Origin of the sequence: Streptomyces thermodiastaticus, assembly GCF_014656135.1 — a bacterium.
Taxonomy (GTDB): Bacteria; Actinomycetota; Actinomycetes; order Streptomycetales; family Streptomycetaceae; genus Streptomyces; species Streptomyces thermodiastaticus.
On sequence record NZ_BNBV01000019.1, the window covers coordinates 42,382 to 58,817 of the forward strand.

Genomic DNA, 16,436 nt, shown 5'->3' on the forward strand with positions numbered 1-16,436 from the left:
AGGTGACGGCCGCGCGTCCGTCCGGCCTGCCCGCGCGCCCCGGGCGCCGTCCGGCCGCTGCCGCCGGCCGCCGGGTCACGGGTGCGCGGCGGTGGCGGTGAGCAGGAGCGCCACCACCGCGGCGACGGCGAACCCCGCGACCGTCAGCGCCACGCAGCGCATGCGCAGCAGGCGGTAGCGCTCCTCGTACTCGCCGCGCAGCTCCCGGCAGCGGTCGGCGACGCGCTGGAGGTCCGTGCGTGCCCGGGTGAGGCAGTCGCGGACGTAGTGCCGTTCGATCTCCTCGCGCTGCGCGCCGGTGAGCCAGTGCAGCGGTTCGGTGAAGGCGCGGGCCCGTTCCTCGGCCTCGGCGACGCGGGCCTGCCACAGCAGATAGCCCTCCACCTGCTCGGCCAGGACGGCCGGGCGGCCCGGGTCCCGGCCGGCGGGCCGTGCCGCGTCCGTCATCGCGGCACGCCCAGGTTCTCCCGCTTGTCCACGGCCGAGACATCGGGGTGGTGCAGGTCGAACGCCGGGGACTCGCTGCGGATCACGGGCAGGGTGACGAAGTTGTGGCGCGGCGGCGGGCAGGACGTGGCCCACTCCAGGGAGCGCCCGAAGCCCCAGGGGTCGTCGACGCCGACCCGCTGTCCGTACTTGGCGGTCCGCCACACGTTGTAGAGGAACGGCAGCATCGACATGCCGAGCAGGAACGAGCCGATGGTGGAGACCATGTTGAGCGCGGTGAACCCGTCGGCGGCCAGGTAGTCCGCGTAGCGGCGCGGCATGCCCTCGGCACCGAGCCAGTGCTGCACCAGGAAGGTGGTGTGGAAGCCGGTGAACAGCATCCAGAAGGTCGCCTTGCCCAGGCGTTCGTCGAGCATCCTGCCCGTCCACTTCGGCCACCAGTAGTGGAAGCCGGCGAACATCGCGAACACGACGGTGCCGAAGACCACGTAGTGGAAGTGGGCCACCACGAAGTAGCTGTCGGAGACGTGGAAGTCCAGCGGCGGCGAGGCGAGGATCACCCCGGTCAGGCCGCCGAAGAGGAAGGTCACCAGGAAGCCGGCCGCCCACAGCATGGGTGTCTCGAAGGACAGCGAGCCGTGCCACATGGTGCCGATCCAGTTGAAGAACTTCACCCCGGTCGGCACCGCGATCAAAAAGGTCATGAAGGCGAAGAACGGCAGCAGGACCCCGCCCGTGACGTACATGTGGTGGGCCCACACGGTCACCGACAGCCCGGCGATGGCGATGGTGGCGCCGACCAGGCCCATGTAACCGAAGATCGGTTTGCGGGCGAAGACCGGGATGATCTCGGTGACGATGCCGAAGAACGGCAGCGCGATGATGTACACCTCGGGATGGCCGAAGAACCAGAACAGGTGCTGCCACAGCAGCGCTCCGCCGTTGGCCGGGTCGAAGACATGGGCGCCGAACTTGCGGTCGGCCTCCAGCGCCAGCAGCGCGGCCGCCAGGACGGGGAAGGCCAGCAGCACCAGGACGCTGGTGAGCAGCACGTTCCAGGTGAAGATCGGCATGCGGAACATCGTCATGCCGGGCGCGCGCATGCAGATGATCGTGGTGATGAAGTTGACCGCGCCCACGATCGTGCCGAAGCCGGACAGCGCCAGCCCCATGATCCACAGGTCCGAGCCGATGTTCGGGGAGTGGGCGACGTCGGACAGCGGTGAGTAGGCGAACCAGCCGAAGTCGGCGGCGCCGTTCGGAGTGAGGAAGCCGGCCACCGCGATCAGCGAGCCGAGCAGGTACAGCCAGTAGGCCAGCATGTTCAGCCGGGGGAACGCCACGTCCGGGGCGCCGATCTGCAACGGCATGATCCAGTTCGCGAAGCCGGCGAACAGCGGCGTCGCGAACATCAGCAGCATGACCGTGCCGTGCATCGTGAACGCCTGGTTGTACTGCTCGGTGGACATGATCTGCAGCCCGGGCCGGCCCAGTTCGGCCCGGATCACCAGGGCGAGCACGCCGCCGAACAGGAAGAACAGGAACGACGTGATCAGGTAGAGGGAGCCGATCTTCTTGTGGTCGGTGGTCGTCACCCATGCGACCACCACGGCTCCGGGCCGCAGGCGACGACGGGGCGGAGCCGGGATGTCCCGCGTAGGGTGCTGAACGTCAGTCATGCGGCCCGTGACACGCTTTCTCTCGAGTGCTCTCGCAGCTGGACGCGTGAGTTCCGCGGAGGTACCGCAGGGCTCCGCACCATCCTCGCGGCTCGGCCCGCGCGCGACCTGACGGTGCGTCCCCGGATCGGCGCAACGCCCGCCCGAATGCACCCCGTCGGCCTACTGCGGCATCACCCGGCGAGGGTGTGCGCGCGTCAGCGGCCGGACGGCGCCGGACCGGCGGCGTAGGGCGGCAGCTGGGCCCGGCTGACCCGCTGCCCGAGCACCTCGGCCATGAACTGCACCAGCCACCGCTGGGCGGGTGTGCGCGAGGACTCGTGCCGGGCGTAGAGGGCGATCTCGATGGGTTCCGTCTCGAACGGCAGCCGCAGCAGGCGCAGCCGGCGCGAGGCGCTGAACACCTCCCCCACGTACTCGGGGACGAGGGCGACCAGGTCGGTCTGCTCCAGCAGGTACGGCAGCATCGAGAAGCGGGTGGCCTCCACCACCACCCGGTCCAGCAGTCCGTGGGCGGCGAGCGCGGCCCGCGGCACCACGTGCCCGCTGGGACCGAACACCGTCGCATGACGCTCGGCGGACAGCTGCTCCAGGGTGATGCACTCGCCGCGGACCCGGGGATGGTCGGCGGCGACCATGGCGACGTAGCGCTCCTGGAAGAGCGGGATGCGCACGGTGCGGTGGGAGGTCAGCACGGGGGTGGCGACGAAGGCGTCGAGGTCCCCTCGGCGCAGCTGCTGCTCGGCGTCGTCCACGTCCAGCGCCCGGACGGTGAACGACACCCGGGGTGCGCGCTCACGGGCCGCCGCCAGCAGGCGGGGCAGCAGCGTCGCCTCGCCGAGGTCGGTCAGGGCCACGGTGAAACGGCCCGGCATGGTCTGCGGGTCGAAGGTGTCGGCCTGGCGGATGGTGCCGTCGATCTCGGTGAGCGCGCGGCGCAGCGGGTCGTACAGGCGGTGCGCGCCGGCGGTGGGGGTCAGTCCGCGGCCGGTGCGCCGGAAGAGCTCGTCGCCGAAGTGCCGGCGCAGCTTGCCCAGGCTGTAGCTCACGGTGGGCTGGGTGACGTGCAGCGACTCCGCGGTGGCGGTGACGCTGCCGGTCTCGTACAGCAGGACGAAGACCCGGGCGAGGTTGAGATCGAAGCTCCTCATATCGATCGACTCTATAGCGCCGCCGTTCAACATTTATTGGTGCGCATGTCGAAGGGTTGCCTAGCGTGCTGTGCCACACGTGGAAAGGAACCGCCTGTGCCCTCCGTTCGTCGCGTCGCCCACGAGTTCCTGCAGCGTCACGGGCTCACCACCGTGTTCGGCAATCCCGGCTCCAACGAGCTGCCGTTCCTGGCGGATCTGCCCGACGGGTTCCGGTACGTCCTGGGACTGCACGAGGGGGCCGTCGTCGGGATGGCCGACGGCTACGCGCAGGCGACCGGACGGCCGGTGCTGGTGAACCTGCACGCGGCCTCCGGCTCCGGGAACGCCATGGGCGCCCTGACCAATGCCGTGGCCGCGCGGACACCGCTGGTGGTGGTGGCCGGGCAGCAGGTGCGGCCGGCCGTGGGCCCGGAGGCCAACCTGGCCAACGTCGACGCGCCGTCCCTGATGAGGCCGCTGGTCGGCTGGGCGGCGGAGCCGGCGTGTGCGCAGGACGTGCCGCGGGCCCTGGCGCAGGCGGTGTTCGAGGCTCGGCTGCGGCGCCGACCGGTCTATCTGTCGGTGCCGTACGACGACTGGGCGGCCGAGGCCGGCGAGAACAGCCTGCACGTGCTCCAGCGGCAGGTCCGGCGGGCCGCGGTCCCGGACCCCGGGCAGGCGCGATGGCTGGCCGAGCAGGTGACGTCGGCACGCCGGCCCGCGCTGGTGCTGGGCGGCGACATCGACGCGGCGGGCCTGTTCGACGACGCGGTGCGGCTGGCCGAGCGGCTGGGCGGTCCGGTGTGGGCGGCGCCCTCGCAGTTCCGGCTGCCCTTCCCCAACCGGCATCCGCTCTTCCGCGGGGTGCTGCCCGCCGGGATCGCGCCGGTCTGCGAGGCGTTCGAGGGGCACGACCTGGTGCTGGTGCTGGGCGCGCCGGTGTTCCGCTACCACGAGTACCTGCCCGGCCGGTATCTGCCCGAGGGGACCCGGCTGATCCAGGTGACCGAGGACGCCTCGGCGGCGGCGCGGGCGCCGATGGGCGAGGCGCTGGTCGCCGGCCTCGCAGCCGTGATCCGGGTGCTGAGCGGCCACCTGGACGCGCCCGCCGGGCCCGTCGGCCCGTACCGTCCGGTGCCCGCGCCGGCGCGCGGCGAGGGCGGCCGGCTGCACCCGGAGCAGGTCTTCGCCGCGCTGCGCGAGGTGCTGCCGCGGGAGACGGCGTACGTGGTGGAGTCGACGTCGACGAACGCCGCCTGGTGGCGCCAGATGGATCTGCGCCGGCCCGGCTCGTACTTCTTCCCGGCGGCCGGCGGCCTCGGCTTCGGGCTGCCCGGCGCGGTCGGTGTCGCGCTGGGCCGTCCCGACCGGCCGGTGGCGGGCGTCGTCGGGGACGGTTCGGCGAACTACGGCATCACCGCCCTGTGGACGGCCGCCCGGCTCGGCCTGCCGCTGACGATCGTGCTGCTGCGCAACGGCACCTACGGCGCGCTGCGCTGGTTCGGCGATCTGCTCGGCGTGCCGGACGCGCCGGGTCTCGACCTTCCGGGACTGGATTTCACCCGGATCGCGGAGGGGTACGGCGTCCCCGCCGTGCACGCCGGCGACGAGGAGGAACTGCGGGCGGTGCTCGCCCGGCCGGCGGACGGGCCCCGGCTGGTCCAGGTGGACACGTCGCTGACCACCCCGTCCTGAGCCCCGCGCCCGGCCCGCTCACCCCGTACCGCACGCACCACCACACGTTCACCGCGGAACGACGAAGGGACACCCATGGCACTCCTGGACAGCGACGTCTGGAGCAAGAAGGTCTTCAGCGACGGGTGGCGGGCGGCGGCCGCCGAGCAGCCCGTCGTGGAGCCGGCGACCGGGGACCGGCTGGGCACCGTCGGCCTGGCCACCGCCGAGGACGTGGCCCGGGCCGCGGCGCGGGCGGCACAGGTTCAGCGGGCGTGGGCGGCGGTGTCCCCGCAGGAGCGGGCCGCGGTGCTGCGCCGGGCGGGCGAGCTGTTCACCGAGCACGCCGCCGAGGTGGAGGACTGGCTGGTGCGGGAGGCCGGTTCGGTGCGGTCCAAGGCGGGCTTCGAGGTGGGGCTCGCCGTGGGCGAGTGTTTCGAGTGCGCGTCGCTGCCCACCCATCCGCAGGGTGAGGTGCTGACCTCCGAGGAGTCCCGCTGGTCGCTGGCCCGGCGCCGCCCGGCCGGTGTGGTCGGCGTCATCGCGCCGTTCAACTTCCCGCTGATCCTGGGGCTGCGTTCGGTGGCCCCCGCGCTGGCGCTGGGCAACGCGGTGCTGCTCAAGCCGGATCCGCGCACCGCGGTCAGCGGCGGCGTCGTCATCGCGCGGATCTTCGAGGAGGCGGGGCTGCCCGCCGGGGTGCTGCATCTGCTGCCGGGCGACGGCTCGGTCGGCCAGGCGGTGGTGGACGCCCCCGAGGTGCGGGTGATCTCCTTCACCGGGTCCACGCCGGTCGGGCGGGCCATCGGCGAGCGGGCGGGCCGGCTGCTCAAGCGGGCGCATCTGGAGCTGGGCGGGAACAACGCCCTGGTGGTGCTGCCGGGCGCGGATGTGCACAAGGCGGCCTCGGCGGGCGCGTTCGGCTCGTATCTGCACCAGGGCCAGATCTGCATGACCACCGGCCGGCACATCGTGCACGAGTCGCTGCTGGAGGAGTACACCGCGGCGCTGGCCGCGAAGGCGGAGGCGCTGACGGTGGGCGACCCGGCGCGTCAGGACGTCGCGCTCGGCCCGGTCATCGACCGGCGGCAGCTGGCGCGGGTGCACTCCATCGTCACCGAGTCCGTCGCGGCGGGCGCGCGGGTCGTCGCGGGCGGCGAGATCGCGGGGGCCGGATACCGGGCGACGGTGCTGGCGGACGTGCGGCCCGACATGCCGGCCTGGCGCGAGGAGATCTTCGGCCCGGTGGCGCCCGTGACCGGCTTCTCCACGCTGGAGGAGGCCGCGCGGATCGTCGATGACTGCGAGTACGGGCTGTCCGTCGGGATTCTCGGCGACGTGGGCACCGCGATGCGGCTCGCCGACCGGATCGAGTCCGGCAAGGTCCACATCAACGAGCAGACCGTCAGCGACGAGCCGAACGCGCCCTTCGGCGGCGTCAAGGCCTCCGGCACCGGTTCCCGGTTCGGCGGGGCCGCGGCCAACATCGAGGCGTTCACCGAGACCCAGTGGGTCACGGTCCGCCCGGACATCGCCGACTACCCGTTCTGACCTTCCCCGGCCCGGGCCGTGTCCGCACGTCACGTCCCATCCCGTCCCGGCCCGGGTCCCGTTTGCTCCGATGCCCTTCGCTCGCACCCGTCCGCAGGGGGTTGTCCGATGACATCCACCGTCCCGTCCCGCACCACACCCGGCAGAGGCACCACCGGGCACAACGCCTGGACCGTCGTCCTGTGCTGGATCACCGTGCTGCTCGAGGGCTACGACCTCGTGGTCCTCGGCGCGATCATCCCGGTGCTGCTGCGCACCCACCACCTGGGCATGACCGCCGGTGACGCCACCACGATCGCCACACTGTCGCTGGTCGGCGTGGCCATCGGCGCGGTCTGCGTCGGCCCGCTGGCCGACCGGATCGGCCGGCGGCTGCTGCTGATCTCGTCCGTCGTGCTGTTCTCCGTGTTCACGCTGCTGGTGCCGCTGGCCGGCTCGGTGGCGATGTTCGCCGCGCTGCGCCTGATCGCCGGCCTGGGCCTCGGCGCCTGCATGCCGGTGTCGCTGACGATGATGGCCGAGCACATGCCGCCCGAGCGGCGGGCCCGGGCCAGCACGCTGACCATGACCGGCTACCACACCGGTGCCGTGATCACTTCGCTGCTGGCGCTGCAGGTGACGGACGACTGGCAGATTCTCTTCTACGTCCTCGGTGCCGTCGGTCTCGTCATTGCCGTGATCCAGTGGTTCCGGCTGCCGGAGTCGGAGGCGTTCGTCCAGGCCAGACAGGCGGAGGGCGCGCAGCGGGTGCCGTTCACGGAGCTGCTGAAGCCGGCCTGTCTGCGTGCGGGCATCGGGGTCTGGCTGGCGTCCTTCATGGGCCTGCTGCTGGTGTACGGCCTGAACACCTGGCTGCCGAAGCTGATGAACGACGCCGGCTACCCCGTGCCCACCGCCGTCACCCAGCTGCTGGTGCTCAACATCGGCGGCGTCGTCGGTCTCGTCCTGGGCGGTGCCGTCGCCGACCGGCGCGGCATCAAGGGCACCACGCTGGGCTGGTTCGCGGTGTCGGTGGTGATGCTGGCCTGTCTGAGCGTCAAGATGGAGAGCGATCTGCTGCTCGACGTGGTGGTGTTCTTCACCGGGGTGTTCGTGTTCTCCGCGCAGGTGCTGGTCTACGCGTACGTGACGCACTTCTACCCGGCCGCGGTGCGCGGCACCGCGCTCGGCTCGGCCTCCGGCATCGGCCGGATCGGCTCGATCGTCGGCCCGTCCGTCACCGGGGCCCTGGTCACGGCGGGAATCGGCCACCCGTGGGGTTTCTGGTTCTTCGCCGCGGTCGCGGTGTGCGCCTTCGCCGCCGTCCTCATCCTGCCGCGCGGCTCCGCCGAAACCGCCTGAAACCGGCGTAGGTGTGCACCACAGGGGACCCCGGGATGCGTCCGGGGTCCCTTCCGGCATCCCGGCGTCCGGCGCACACCGGTGGTCCTGATCAGGTCCCCCCCGGCTTCCGTCCCCGGCGCGCAGATGGCAGAGTGCCGCCGCGGATCACCCTCCGGGACTGCCCGGTGCGGGTGTGACGTACCACACAAATCAGTGGGCTCCGGCCGAAGAGGACCACCGCGTCGTCCGCGCCGTCCAGTGCCGGATCCACGTGGTTCGTGCCGCGGAAGTCCCCGTGCCCCGGAGCCGAGACAGGTGAGCGGACGCTGCCGGAGCTGCACGCCTGGCCGTAGAGCACGTCGCGCCCGACGTCAGAGCAGTTCCTCGAGGTCGCCGAGGCTTTCCAGGCCGGGGATCCGGGGGGCGCCGACGGTGCCGGGCAGGGACAGCTCGGCCCAGATGACCTTGCCCTGGGAGGTGTAGCGGGTGCCCCAGCGTTCGGCCGTCCGCGCCACCAGGAACAGGCCCCGGCCGCCCTCCTCGGTGGCCGCGGCGCAGCGCAGATGCGGTGAGGTGCTGCTGCCGTCGGACACCTCGCAGATCAGCGTGCGGTCGTACATCAGCCGTACGTGGATGGGCGGGGAGCCGTAGCGGACGGCGTTGGTCACCAGTTCGCTCAGCACGAGTTCCAGGCTGAACTCCAGGTCGGACAGCTGCCAGGCGTCGAGACGGGCGCGGGCGGCCTGACGTATCCCGGAGACCGCGGCCGGGTCGGCGGGGACGTCCCAGTCGGCGATCCGGTCGGGCGACAGCACGCGGGTACGGGCGACGAGCAGGGCCACGTCGTCCTGGGGCTGTCCGGGCAACAGCACGTCCAGCACGGCCTGGCAGTGCCGCTCGGGCGACCGGCCGGGGTGGTCCGCCAGGGTCGCGCGCAACAGCTCCAGTCTTTCGTCCAGGTCGCGACCGCGGTCCTCGACCAGTCCGTCGGTGTACAGCACCAGCTGGGTTCCCTCCGGCAGTTCCAGCTCCTCGGTGCGGAACGGCATGCCGCCCAGGCCCAGCGGCGGCCCGTAGGGCAGGTCGGGGAAGGCGGCGGTGCCGTCCGGGTGGATGACGACGGGGGCGAGGTGCCCGGCGCGTGCCATGGCGCAGCGGCGGGTGGCCGGGTCGTAGATGGCGTACAGGCAGGTGGCGCCGACGACGGCGGCCGCCGCCTCTGTGCCGGCCTCCTCCTGGTCGATCCGTCCGACCAGGTCGTCCAGGTGGCTGAGCAGTTCGTCGGGCGGCATGTCGAGGGTGGAGAAGTTGTGCACCGCGGTGCGCAGCCGGCCCATGGTGGCGGCGGCGTGCAGGCCGTGGCCGACCACGTCGCCCACGACGAGCGCCACCCGGCCGCCCGGCAGCGGGATCACGTCGAACCAGTCGCCGCTGACGCCCGAGTGGGCGGGCAGGTAGCGGTGGGCGGCGTCGATGGCGTCCTGTTCGGGCAGGGCACGCGGGAGCAGGCTGCGCTGGAGGGTGACCGCCATGGTGTGCTCGCGGGCGTAGCGGCGGCCGTTGTCGATGCTGACCGCGGCGTGGGCCACGAGTTCCTCGGCCAGGGACAGTTCCTCGTCGTCGAAGGGATCGTGTTCCTTGGTGCGCCAGAAGTTGACCACGCCGAGGACGGCACCGCGGGCCTGGATCGGGGCGACGATCAGCGCGTTGATGCCGTGTTCCAGGATCTGCCGTGCCAGAGCCGGGTCCTGGGCCTGCCAGTCGGCCGCGGCGGACAGGTCGGGGATGCTCGCGAGCCGACCGACGCGGTAGCCGCCTGCCCGGGGGGTGGCGGACAGGGCGTCGATGAGCCGGCCGTGCCGGTGGAGGGGGTGGTCGTCGCGGATGCCGTGGACGGCGACGCGGCGCATGTCGGTGGCCCGGGCACTGGGTTCCCCGCCGTGCAGGACGGCGTCGGCGAGATCGACGGTGACGAAGTCGGCGAAGCGGGGGACGGCGATCCGGGCGAGTTCCTCGGCGGTGCGGGTGACGTCGAGGGTGGTGCCGACGCCGAGGCCCGCGTCGTAGAGCAGTTCCAGCCGTTCCCGGGCGATCTGCGCCCGGCCGGAGACGGCCTGCAGCTCCGTGGAGTCGCGCAGGGTGACGACGGTGCCGGCCGGGCCTCCGTCGCGGTCGGTGGGCCGCTGGTTGACGGCGAGCAGCAGGCCGCGGGCGAACAGGACCTCGTCGGTGGCCTCGCGGCCCGAGGCGAGCAGGGCGACCGTGTCGGATTCGAGGCCGGGCAGTTCGGTGACCTGCCGGCCCTCGGCGTCCGGGGGCAGCTCCAGGAGCCGTGTGGCCTCGTCGTTGGCGAGCAGCAGCCGCCCGTCGGCGCCGACGATCAGCACGCCTTCCCGTACCGCGTGCAGCACCGCGTCGTGGTGGTCGTACATGCGGGTCATCTCGTCCGGCCCGAGCCCGTGGGTCTGGCGGCGCAATCGCCTGCTCACCAGGGCGGTCACGGCGGTCGCCGCGCCGAGGGCGCCCGCTCCCGCGGTCAGGATGATGGGTATCTGCCGGTCCACCTCGTTGGCGACGTTCTTCACCTTCAGCCCCGCGGAGACCAGCGCCACCACGCGCCCGCCGGGGTTCTCGACGGGCACGACGGCCTGCATCTCCTCGCCGAGCGGCCCGTTGACGCTCTCGGTGAGGGTGTCCCCGTGCAGGGACGGGCCGATCGTGCCGACGAAGCGCTTCCCGATGCGGTCGGGCAGCGGGTGGGTGTAGCGGATGCCGTGGGTGTCCATGACCACGATGAAGTCGACGCCCGCGGCCTTGCGCCCCGCCTCGGTCAGGGGCTGGAGCACACTCGTGGGATTCGGCTCGCGCAGCGCGGCCCGCAGGCCCGGGGAGTTCGCGAAGGTCTCGGCAACGGCGACGGAGCGGCGCTTGGCCTCCGCGCTGGTGTCCCGCTCGGACTGCAGCATGAGGGCGACGACGGCCGCGACCACCAGCAGGACGACGAGCGCCACCTGCAGTACGAACATCTGCCCGGCGACGCTGCGCAGGCTTCTCATCACCAGTGACCGCTTCGACAGGGGTCGAGGACGGCCCGAAGGGGTTGCCATCGAGCCTTTCTAGCACCTGATGACCCGAATCGTCACGGCTTGCCCGCTTGATCCTTGCGGGACGGCGCGGCGAGGGACACGTCGGCGAGGGCTCAGGACACGTCGGCGAAGGGGCCGGGGGCCGTGAACGCCAGCCGGGCGAAGCGTTCGCCGATGCACCGATGGGCGGCGGCACCGGGGTGCAGCCCGTCGGGCAGCGGCAGCTCGGCGGCGTCGGCCTCGCCGTACAGCGCGAGCCCGTCCAGGTGGCCGAGGCGGGGGTCCTCGGCCGCGCGCGCTTGCACGATCCCGGCCAGTTCCTCCCGGATGACGGAGAGGGTGAGCTTGCCGCTCGCGCGCTCGGCGGGATCGCCGGCGGCCCGGAAGCCCATGCGCCCGGAGGCGAGGGCGCTCAGGTCGGGCATGGTGGGCCCGGGGGTGTGCTCGTGCAGGGCGCAGTGGATCGGCGAGATCACCAGCAGCGGGGTGGTGGGGTGGCCTTCGCGGATGGTGTCGAGGAAGCCGTGGACCGCGGGAGTGAAGGCGCGCAGCCGCATCAGGTCGGTGTTGACCAGGTTGATGCCGATCTTGATGCTGATGAGGTCGGCGGGGGTGTCACGCAGGACGCGGGCGGTGAAGGGGTCCAGCAGGGCGCCGCCGCCCAGCCCCAGATTGATCAGCTCCACTCCGGCCAGGGCCGCGGCGCGGGCGGGCCAGGTGCCGGTGGGGCTCGCCGCGTCGGAGCCGTGGCTGATGGAGCTGCCGTGGTGCAGCCACACCCTGCGGCCCCGGTCGGGTACGGGCGCGACAGGGGCGTCGGTGCGCAGGGCGACCAGCTCGGTGGTCTCGTTGTGCGGCAGCCAGATCTCGACGTCCTTCTCCCGGGCGGGCAGACCGGTGAAGCGGAGGGTGCCGGGTTCACCGGGCCGGTGATCGGTGGTGCCGGTGGCCATGTCGACGGTGAGGACGCTGCCGCCGCTCACCGTGGCCTGCCCGGCCGGCTGCCCGTCGACGAGCAGGTCGTACACGCCGTCGGGGCGCGGCGGGGCCCCGGTGTAGACGCGCTTGGTCGGCAGGGTGTCCAGCTCGACGGCGGTGGCGGCGGTCCGGAAGGCCAGCCGGACGCCCGAGGGCTGGGCCTCCGCCATGGCCAGCTGGGGGTCGGCGCACTGGGCGCGGGCGCGTGCCGGGAGGCGGTGCGGGAGGAGGCCGTGCGGGGTGCGTTCGAGTTCGAGCGCTCCGCGCACGAGGTCCGCGGTGAGCGGGGTGGCGATCCAGCGAGGGTCGGTGTTCACGGTTCCACCTGTGGGTCTCGGCGGTGGGCGGGGCAGGGCGGGTGCGCCGGCCGGGCGCGGGGGCGCGCGGCAGGCGGGCCGGAGGGCGCGGGGCGTGGCCCGGCGCCCGAGTGCGGTGCGGGGGCGGCCTGCGCGGCGCTCGCGGCTGTGCGGCGGGGCCGGTGCGCCGCCCGTGTGCGCGGTGCGCTCTGCCGCGGCGTGTGTCAGTGCGGCCGCAGGCTCGTCAGCAGCCCGTCGAGGCGGTCCAGGATCCACTCCCAGCTGACCTGGGCGTCGGGGCTGCTGTGCGCGAACCCTCCGGCCAGCTCCAGGCTGACATAGCCGTGCAGGACGCTGCCGAGCAGCCGGACGGCGTGCGTCTGGTCCGGCTCCGGCAGGCCGTACCCGCGCAGCACGGCCCGCATCATCTGCGCGTGCCGCACGCCGGCGCTGGCGGCGGCCGTCTCGGGGTCGAGCCGGAGCCGGGCGGCGGCGTAGCGGCCGGGGTGCTCGCGGGCGTAGTCGCGGTAGACGCCGGCGAGCGCGGCCAGGGCGTCCCGGCCGGCGCGGCCCGCCAGGGCGTGCGCGGAACGGTCGGCCAGCTCCTCCAGCGCCAGCAGGGCGATCCTGGTCTTGAGGTCGTGGGAGTTCTTCAGGTGCGAGTACAGGCTCGCCACCTTGACGTCGAACCGCCGGGCGACGGCCGAGACGGTCACCTGGTCGAAGCCGACCTCGTCGGCGAGTTCCGCCCCCGCCTGCACGAGGCGTTCGACGGTGAGTCCAGCACGCGGCACGGCGATCCCTTCGTCTTTCCTGAAGGGATTATGCACTTCCCTAAAGCCTATAGGCAAACTCTCGGCGGCTCACCGGGCCACGCGGATCACCGCGGCATGCCGGTCACCGGGCCCTGCGGCTGCCCGCCGTCCGCCTCACCGCGCCGCCGCGCCGCGCACCAGATCGCGGGCGACCCGGCCGGCGGCGAACTCCGTGCCGGCGACGAACCGCAGCATCGGGCCGAACATCGGCGCCGACAGCGATCCGACGAAGTACAGGCCCGGCACCGACGACTCGAACCCGGCGGACAGCCAGGGCGCCCGGGAGCCCGGCACGACCCGCAGCTCCCGGAGGACCCCGGGCGTCAGGAAGGACAGGGAGCCGAGATCGAGGCGGTACCCGGTGGCGGCCAGCACATGGTCCACGGTCAGCCTCTCCGTGGTGCGCCCCGGCCCGGCCACCTCCAGCCGCACCGTCGCCCCGTCCGCCTCGGCCCGTACGATGCGGCGCGACGTCGTCACCGGCACGATTCCCTCGACCCGGTCCCGCAGCCACCAGCCGCCCGAGGGGCGCAGCGCCCGCCGGAACAGCAGCAGCCGGGCAGCCGGAGGCAGCCGGCGGACAGCGCCGGGCGCCCGGCACACACCGGCGAGGATCCAGCCGTTGCCCAGCGGCGAGCCGGGGCGGACGATCCTGAGCGGCCACGGCCGGTGCTCGTCCGGGACCGTCCCCCACAGCAGGCTCCGCTCCCGCACCAGGACCCGGGTCTCGGCGCCGGACTCGTGCAGCAGGGCCGCGCTCTCCAGCGCGGACTGGCCGCCGCCGACCACGGCGACGCGCCGGCCGGCGTAGCGGGACAGGTCGGTGTGGTGGCTGGTGTGCGACACCAGAGCCCCGACGCCCGGTCCCTCGGGCGCGAGACGGCGCAGCTCCGGGGGTATGTGGGCCAGATGGTTCAGCCCGGTGGCCACGACCACGGAACGTGCCTCGAGGTGCTGCCCGTCGTCCAGGCGCACCGCGAAGGCGGAGCCGGCGGCCCGCTCCACGGCCACGACGCGCGCCGGTTCCACCTCGCCGACGTACCGCTTCTGGAACCACTGCCCGTAGCGGACGAAGACCTCGCACGGGATCGGGGTCCGCACGGTCAGCTCCGGCTCGCCGTGCACCTGGAGAAAGTCCGCGAGCCGGCCGCCGGGTTCCGGCACGGACAGGTCGACGGCGTTGGGCGTCGACTTCAGGAACATGCCGGTCGCCATGGCATGCCGCCAGCTGCCCATGACCTCGCCGAAGACGCGCACCGGCACTCGGGCCGCGCGCAGATGCGCGGCGACCGACAGCCCGTAGGGCCCGGCCCCGACCACGACGACCGGAAGTCCCGGCCGCCCGCTGGACGCCCTCTCACGGACCGGACGCCGCCCAGGAAGCGACTGCGTCATGCATCCCCCCGACTGGTCCCCCCACCGCCTTCCCCCAGGCGGTGCGGCACTTCGGGACGGGCGCGACGGCACACGCCGCCGCACGCGGTCCCCCCTCCGCCGCACAGTGTTACCCATCGGCCGCCGCCGGAATGCGGAATCGGTCCCACCTTGCCGAAAGATGCACCAACCCTTGACGCGCCGTCGCCCCACGCGGCCCAGCCGGCCCGCCGGCCACAGCGAACACCCCGCGGACCTCACGGCGTGCCGTGCGGGTCACGCCGGTCACGCCCGGCACGCATCCGCGGCACCGTGCGGCCCGCACCGCCGTCGCCGTGCTCCCGGCCGAGACCGAGGGCCTGCCCCTTTGCGGCACGTCCGCAAAGGGGCAGGCCCTCACGTCCGCCGGTCCGGTCCCCGGCCCGGAAGGGACGACCTCAGCGCTCCGTGGCCGCCGGGGAGTTGACGGCCGGTGGCGCGGTCATCAGCTTGCCGAACAAGGTCATGCAGGTGGAGCAATGACCGGCCCGCTGCGCGCTCGCCCCGTCGACGCGCTGCCCGAGCCGTCGGCCGCAGAGCGTCCTGGCCGCGCTCTTGGCCATGACGTGCCACACCGGTGCCCCGCCGGGTTCTTCGAGTCCTGCACACATCTCATACATGATCGGCTCCCTCGATGGACGCCTCTCCCGCTCCAGGAGACACCCGTTCGGCGGCGGCACGCCCTCAGGGAAGGCCATTCGGGTGAAACAGCCCGCCGGAGTTTCGGGGAAGCAGTGCAGTGCCATGACGGGGCGTGGGCACCAGAGCGGAGCGCCACGGACGGCAGACCTGGACGCCGTGTGCGGTGCGGCGGGGACGGCACCGACGGTCTGCGGCGCGCGCCTGGGGGCGTGAGCCGCCGGACGGCACGCCGTCCACCCACCGGACACCGGGGCGACCCCGTGCCGTCTGCATCTACCGTCGTCGTGCCGACCTGGCGATGCCGCACATGCCGAGGGGAGACGGAAGATGACCGAGCAGACGGCGCACCGCACGCCGGCGGGAGCCGACGATGCCGTCGTGGCGCTTCGCGGGGTGAGCGTCCGCCGCTACACGACCGACCAGGTCATCCTCGACGGCATCGACTGGACCGTACGGGCCGGGGAGCACTGGGCGCTGCTGGGCGCCAACGGCGCCGGGAAGACCACGCTGCTGCGCCTGCTCGGTGCCCTGATGCACCCGACGGCCGGCACCGTCGAGGTGCTGGGCGCCCGGCTGGGACGCGTCGACGTGCGGGAACTGCGGGCCCGGATCGGGCATGTCACGTCCGCGCAGCGGGTGCCGCAGGACCTCGACGCGCACGCCGTGGTGCTGACCGGTCACACCGGCACGGTGCAGCCGCTGTGGCGGATGTACGACGACGAGGTGCGGCAGCGGGCCCACGAGCTGCTGGCGGAACTGGACATCAAGGAGCTGGCGGACCGGCCCTACGGGGTGTGCTCCGGCGGGCAGCGGGCCCGCATCCTCATCGCCCGCGCGCTGATGGCCGACCCGGCCCTGCTGCTGCTCGACGAGCCGTTCAACGCCCTCGACCTGCCCTCCAGGGAGGACCTGGTGGAGGCGATGCACCGACTGGCCGAGGGCCGGCCGCACCTGTCCACCGTGACGGTCACCCATCATCTGGAGGAGCTGTTCCCCGCGATCAGCCACGCGCTGCTGCTGCGCGAGGGCCGGATCCTGTCGCACGGCGCCGTCGAGGAGGTACTGACCGGGCCGTCGCTGACGGCGTGCTTCGGCCGCCCCGTCCAGGTCAGCCGGCACGAGGGCCGCTGGTGGGCGTACTCGGCACGCGCGCACGCGTGACCCGGGCGGCACCACGGCTGTGACCGGGACGGCACCACGGCTGTGGCCCGGGCGGCCGGCGGACCGTGACCCCGGCGACAGATGCGCCGTGATCCTGGCGACAGCCGTGCCATGATCTGGACCATACGGCGGACGTGAGATCGACGACGTGCGGAGCGCGTTCGCGCGGCGCCGCACACCACCTGGGGCGCTTTCGGGCGATCTGCCACCGCCGCTGCGACCGGACGACCGCGGAGTG

At 73.2% G+C, this 16,436-nt stretch carries 12 protein-coding genes; 4 read left to right on the top strand and 8 right to left on the bottom strand.

Annotated features, from left to right (window positions below; genetic code table 11):
• Positions 1 to 75 precede the first annotated feature (75 nt).
• The 3 genes from IE286_RS17825 to IE286_RS17835 form a co-directional block, all read right to left on the bottom strand.
• A complete protein-coding gene (locus IE286_RS17825; RefSeq protein ID WP_189797752.1) occupies positions 76 to 447 on the bottom strand; it encodes a cytochrome C oxidase subunit I in 372 nt (123 codons plus the stop codon).
• Complete coding sequence (ctaD, locus tag IE286_RS17830) at positions 444 to 2,126, bottom strand: aa3-type cytochrome oxidase subunit I (protein ID WP_189797753.1); 1,683 nt, start codon at positions 2,124 to 2,126, stop codon at positions 444 to 446. The genes IE286_RS17825 and ctaD overlap by 4 nt, the downstream gene beginning before the upstream one ends.
• A gap of 197 nt (positions 2,127 to 2,323) precedes the next feature.
• Complete coding sequence (locus IE286_RS17835; RefSeq protein ID WP_189797754.1) at positions 2,324 to 3,277, bottom strand: LysR family transcriptional regulator; 954 nt, start codon at positions 3,275 to 3,277, stop codon at positions 2,324 to 2,326.
• A 96-nt stretch (positions 3,278 to 3,373) separates the two neighbouring features.
• Between IE286_RS17835 and mdlC the strand changes: the two genes are divergently transcribed.
• The 3 genes from mdlC to IE286_RS17850 all read left to right on the top strand — a co-directional run bounded on the left by mdlC (position 3,374) and on the right by IE286_RS17850 (position 7,825).
• Positions 3,374 to 4,954 carry a benzoylformate decarboxylase gene (gene mdlC, locus IE286_RS17840; protein WP_189797755.1) on the top strand — a complete coding sequence of 527 codons (1,581 nt, stop codon included), beginning with the start codon at positions 3,374 to 3,376 and terminating at the stop codon, positions 4,952 to 4,954.
• 75 nt (positions 4,955 to 5,029) lie between these two features.
• Complete coding sequence (locus IE286_RS17845) at positions 5,030 to 6,484, top strand: benzaldehyde dehydrogenase (protein WP_189797756.1); 1,455 nt, start codon at positions 5,030 to 5,032, stop codon at positions 6,482 to 6,484.
• Positions 6,485 to 6,592: 108 nt separating this feature from the next.
• On the top strand, positions 6,593 to 7,825 hold the full coding sequence (locus IE286_RS17850; protein WP_189797757.1) for an MFS transporter: 1,233 nt from the start codon (positions 6,593 to 6,595) through the stop codon (positions 7,823 to 7,825).
• A 353-nt stretch (positions 7,826 to 8,178) separates the two neighbouring features.
• Here IE286_RS17850 and IE286_RS17855 read toward each other — a convergent pair whose 3' ends face one another.
• The 5 genes from IE286_RS17855 to IE286_RS17875 form a co-directional block, all read right to left on the bottom strand.
• The gene (locus IE286_RS17855) at positions 8,179 to 10,914 is read right to left on the bottom strand and encodes a SpoIIE family protein phosphatase (RefSeq protein WP_229863043.1); all 2,736 of its coding nucleotides are present in this window, start codon (positions 10,912 to 10,914) and stop codon (positions 8,179 to 8,181) included.
• Between the two features lie 92 nt (positions 10,915 to 11,006).
• Positions 11,007 to 12,188 carry a GDSL-type esterase/lipase family protein gene (locus IE286_RS17860; protein WP_189797758.1) on the bottom strand — a complete coding sequence of 394 codons (1,182 nt, stop codon included), beginning with the start codon at positions 12,186 to 12,188 and terminating at the stop codon, positions 11,007 to 11,009.
• A gap of 203 nt (positions 12,189 to 12,391) precedes the next feature.
• Positions 12,392 to 12,961, bottom strand: a complete 570-nt coding sequence (locus tag IE286_RS17865) for a TetR/AcrR family transcriptional regulator (RefSeq protein WP_189797759.1) — start codon at positions 12,959 to 12,961, stop codon at positions 12,392 to 12,394.
• 135 nt (positions 12,962 to 13,096) lie between these two features.
• Complete coding sequence (locus IE286_RS17870; protein WP_229863047.1) at positions 13,097 to 14,302, bottom strand: NAD(P)-binding domain-containing protein; 1,206 nt, start codon at positions 14,300 to 14,302, stop codon at positions 13,097 to 13,099.
• A 491-nt stretch (positions 14,303 to 14,793) separates the two neighbouring features.
• Complete coding sequence (locus tag IE286_RS17875; protein WP_189797761.1) at positions 14,794 to 15,015, bottom strand: hypothetical protein; 222 nt, start codon at positions 15,013 to 15,015, stop codon at positions 14,794 to 14,796.
• A 349-nt stretch (positions 15,016 to 15,364) separates the two neighbouring features.
• Between IE286_RS17875 and IE286_RS17880 the strand changes: the two genes are divergently transcribed.
• Positions 15,365 to 16,198, top strand: a complete 834-nt coding sequence (locus IE286_RS17880) for an ABC transporter ATP-binding protein (protein WP_189797762.1) — start codon at positions 15,365 to 15,367, stop codon at positions 16,196 to 16,198.
• Positions 16,199 to 16,436: the final 238 nt, after the last annotated feature.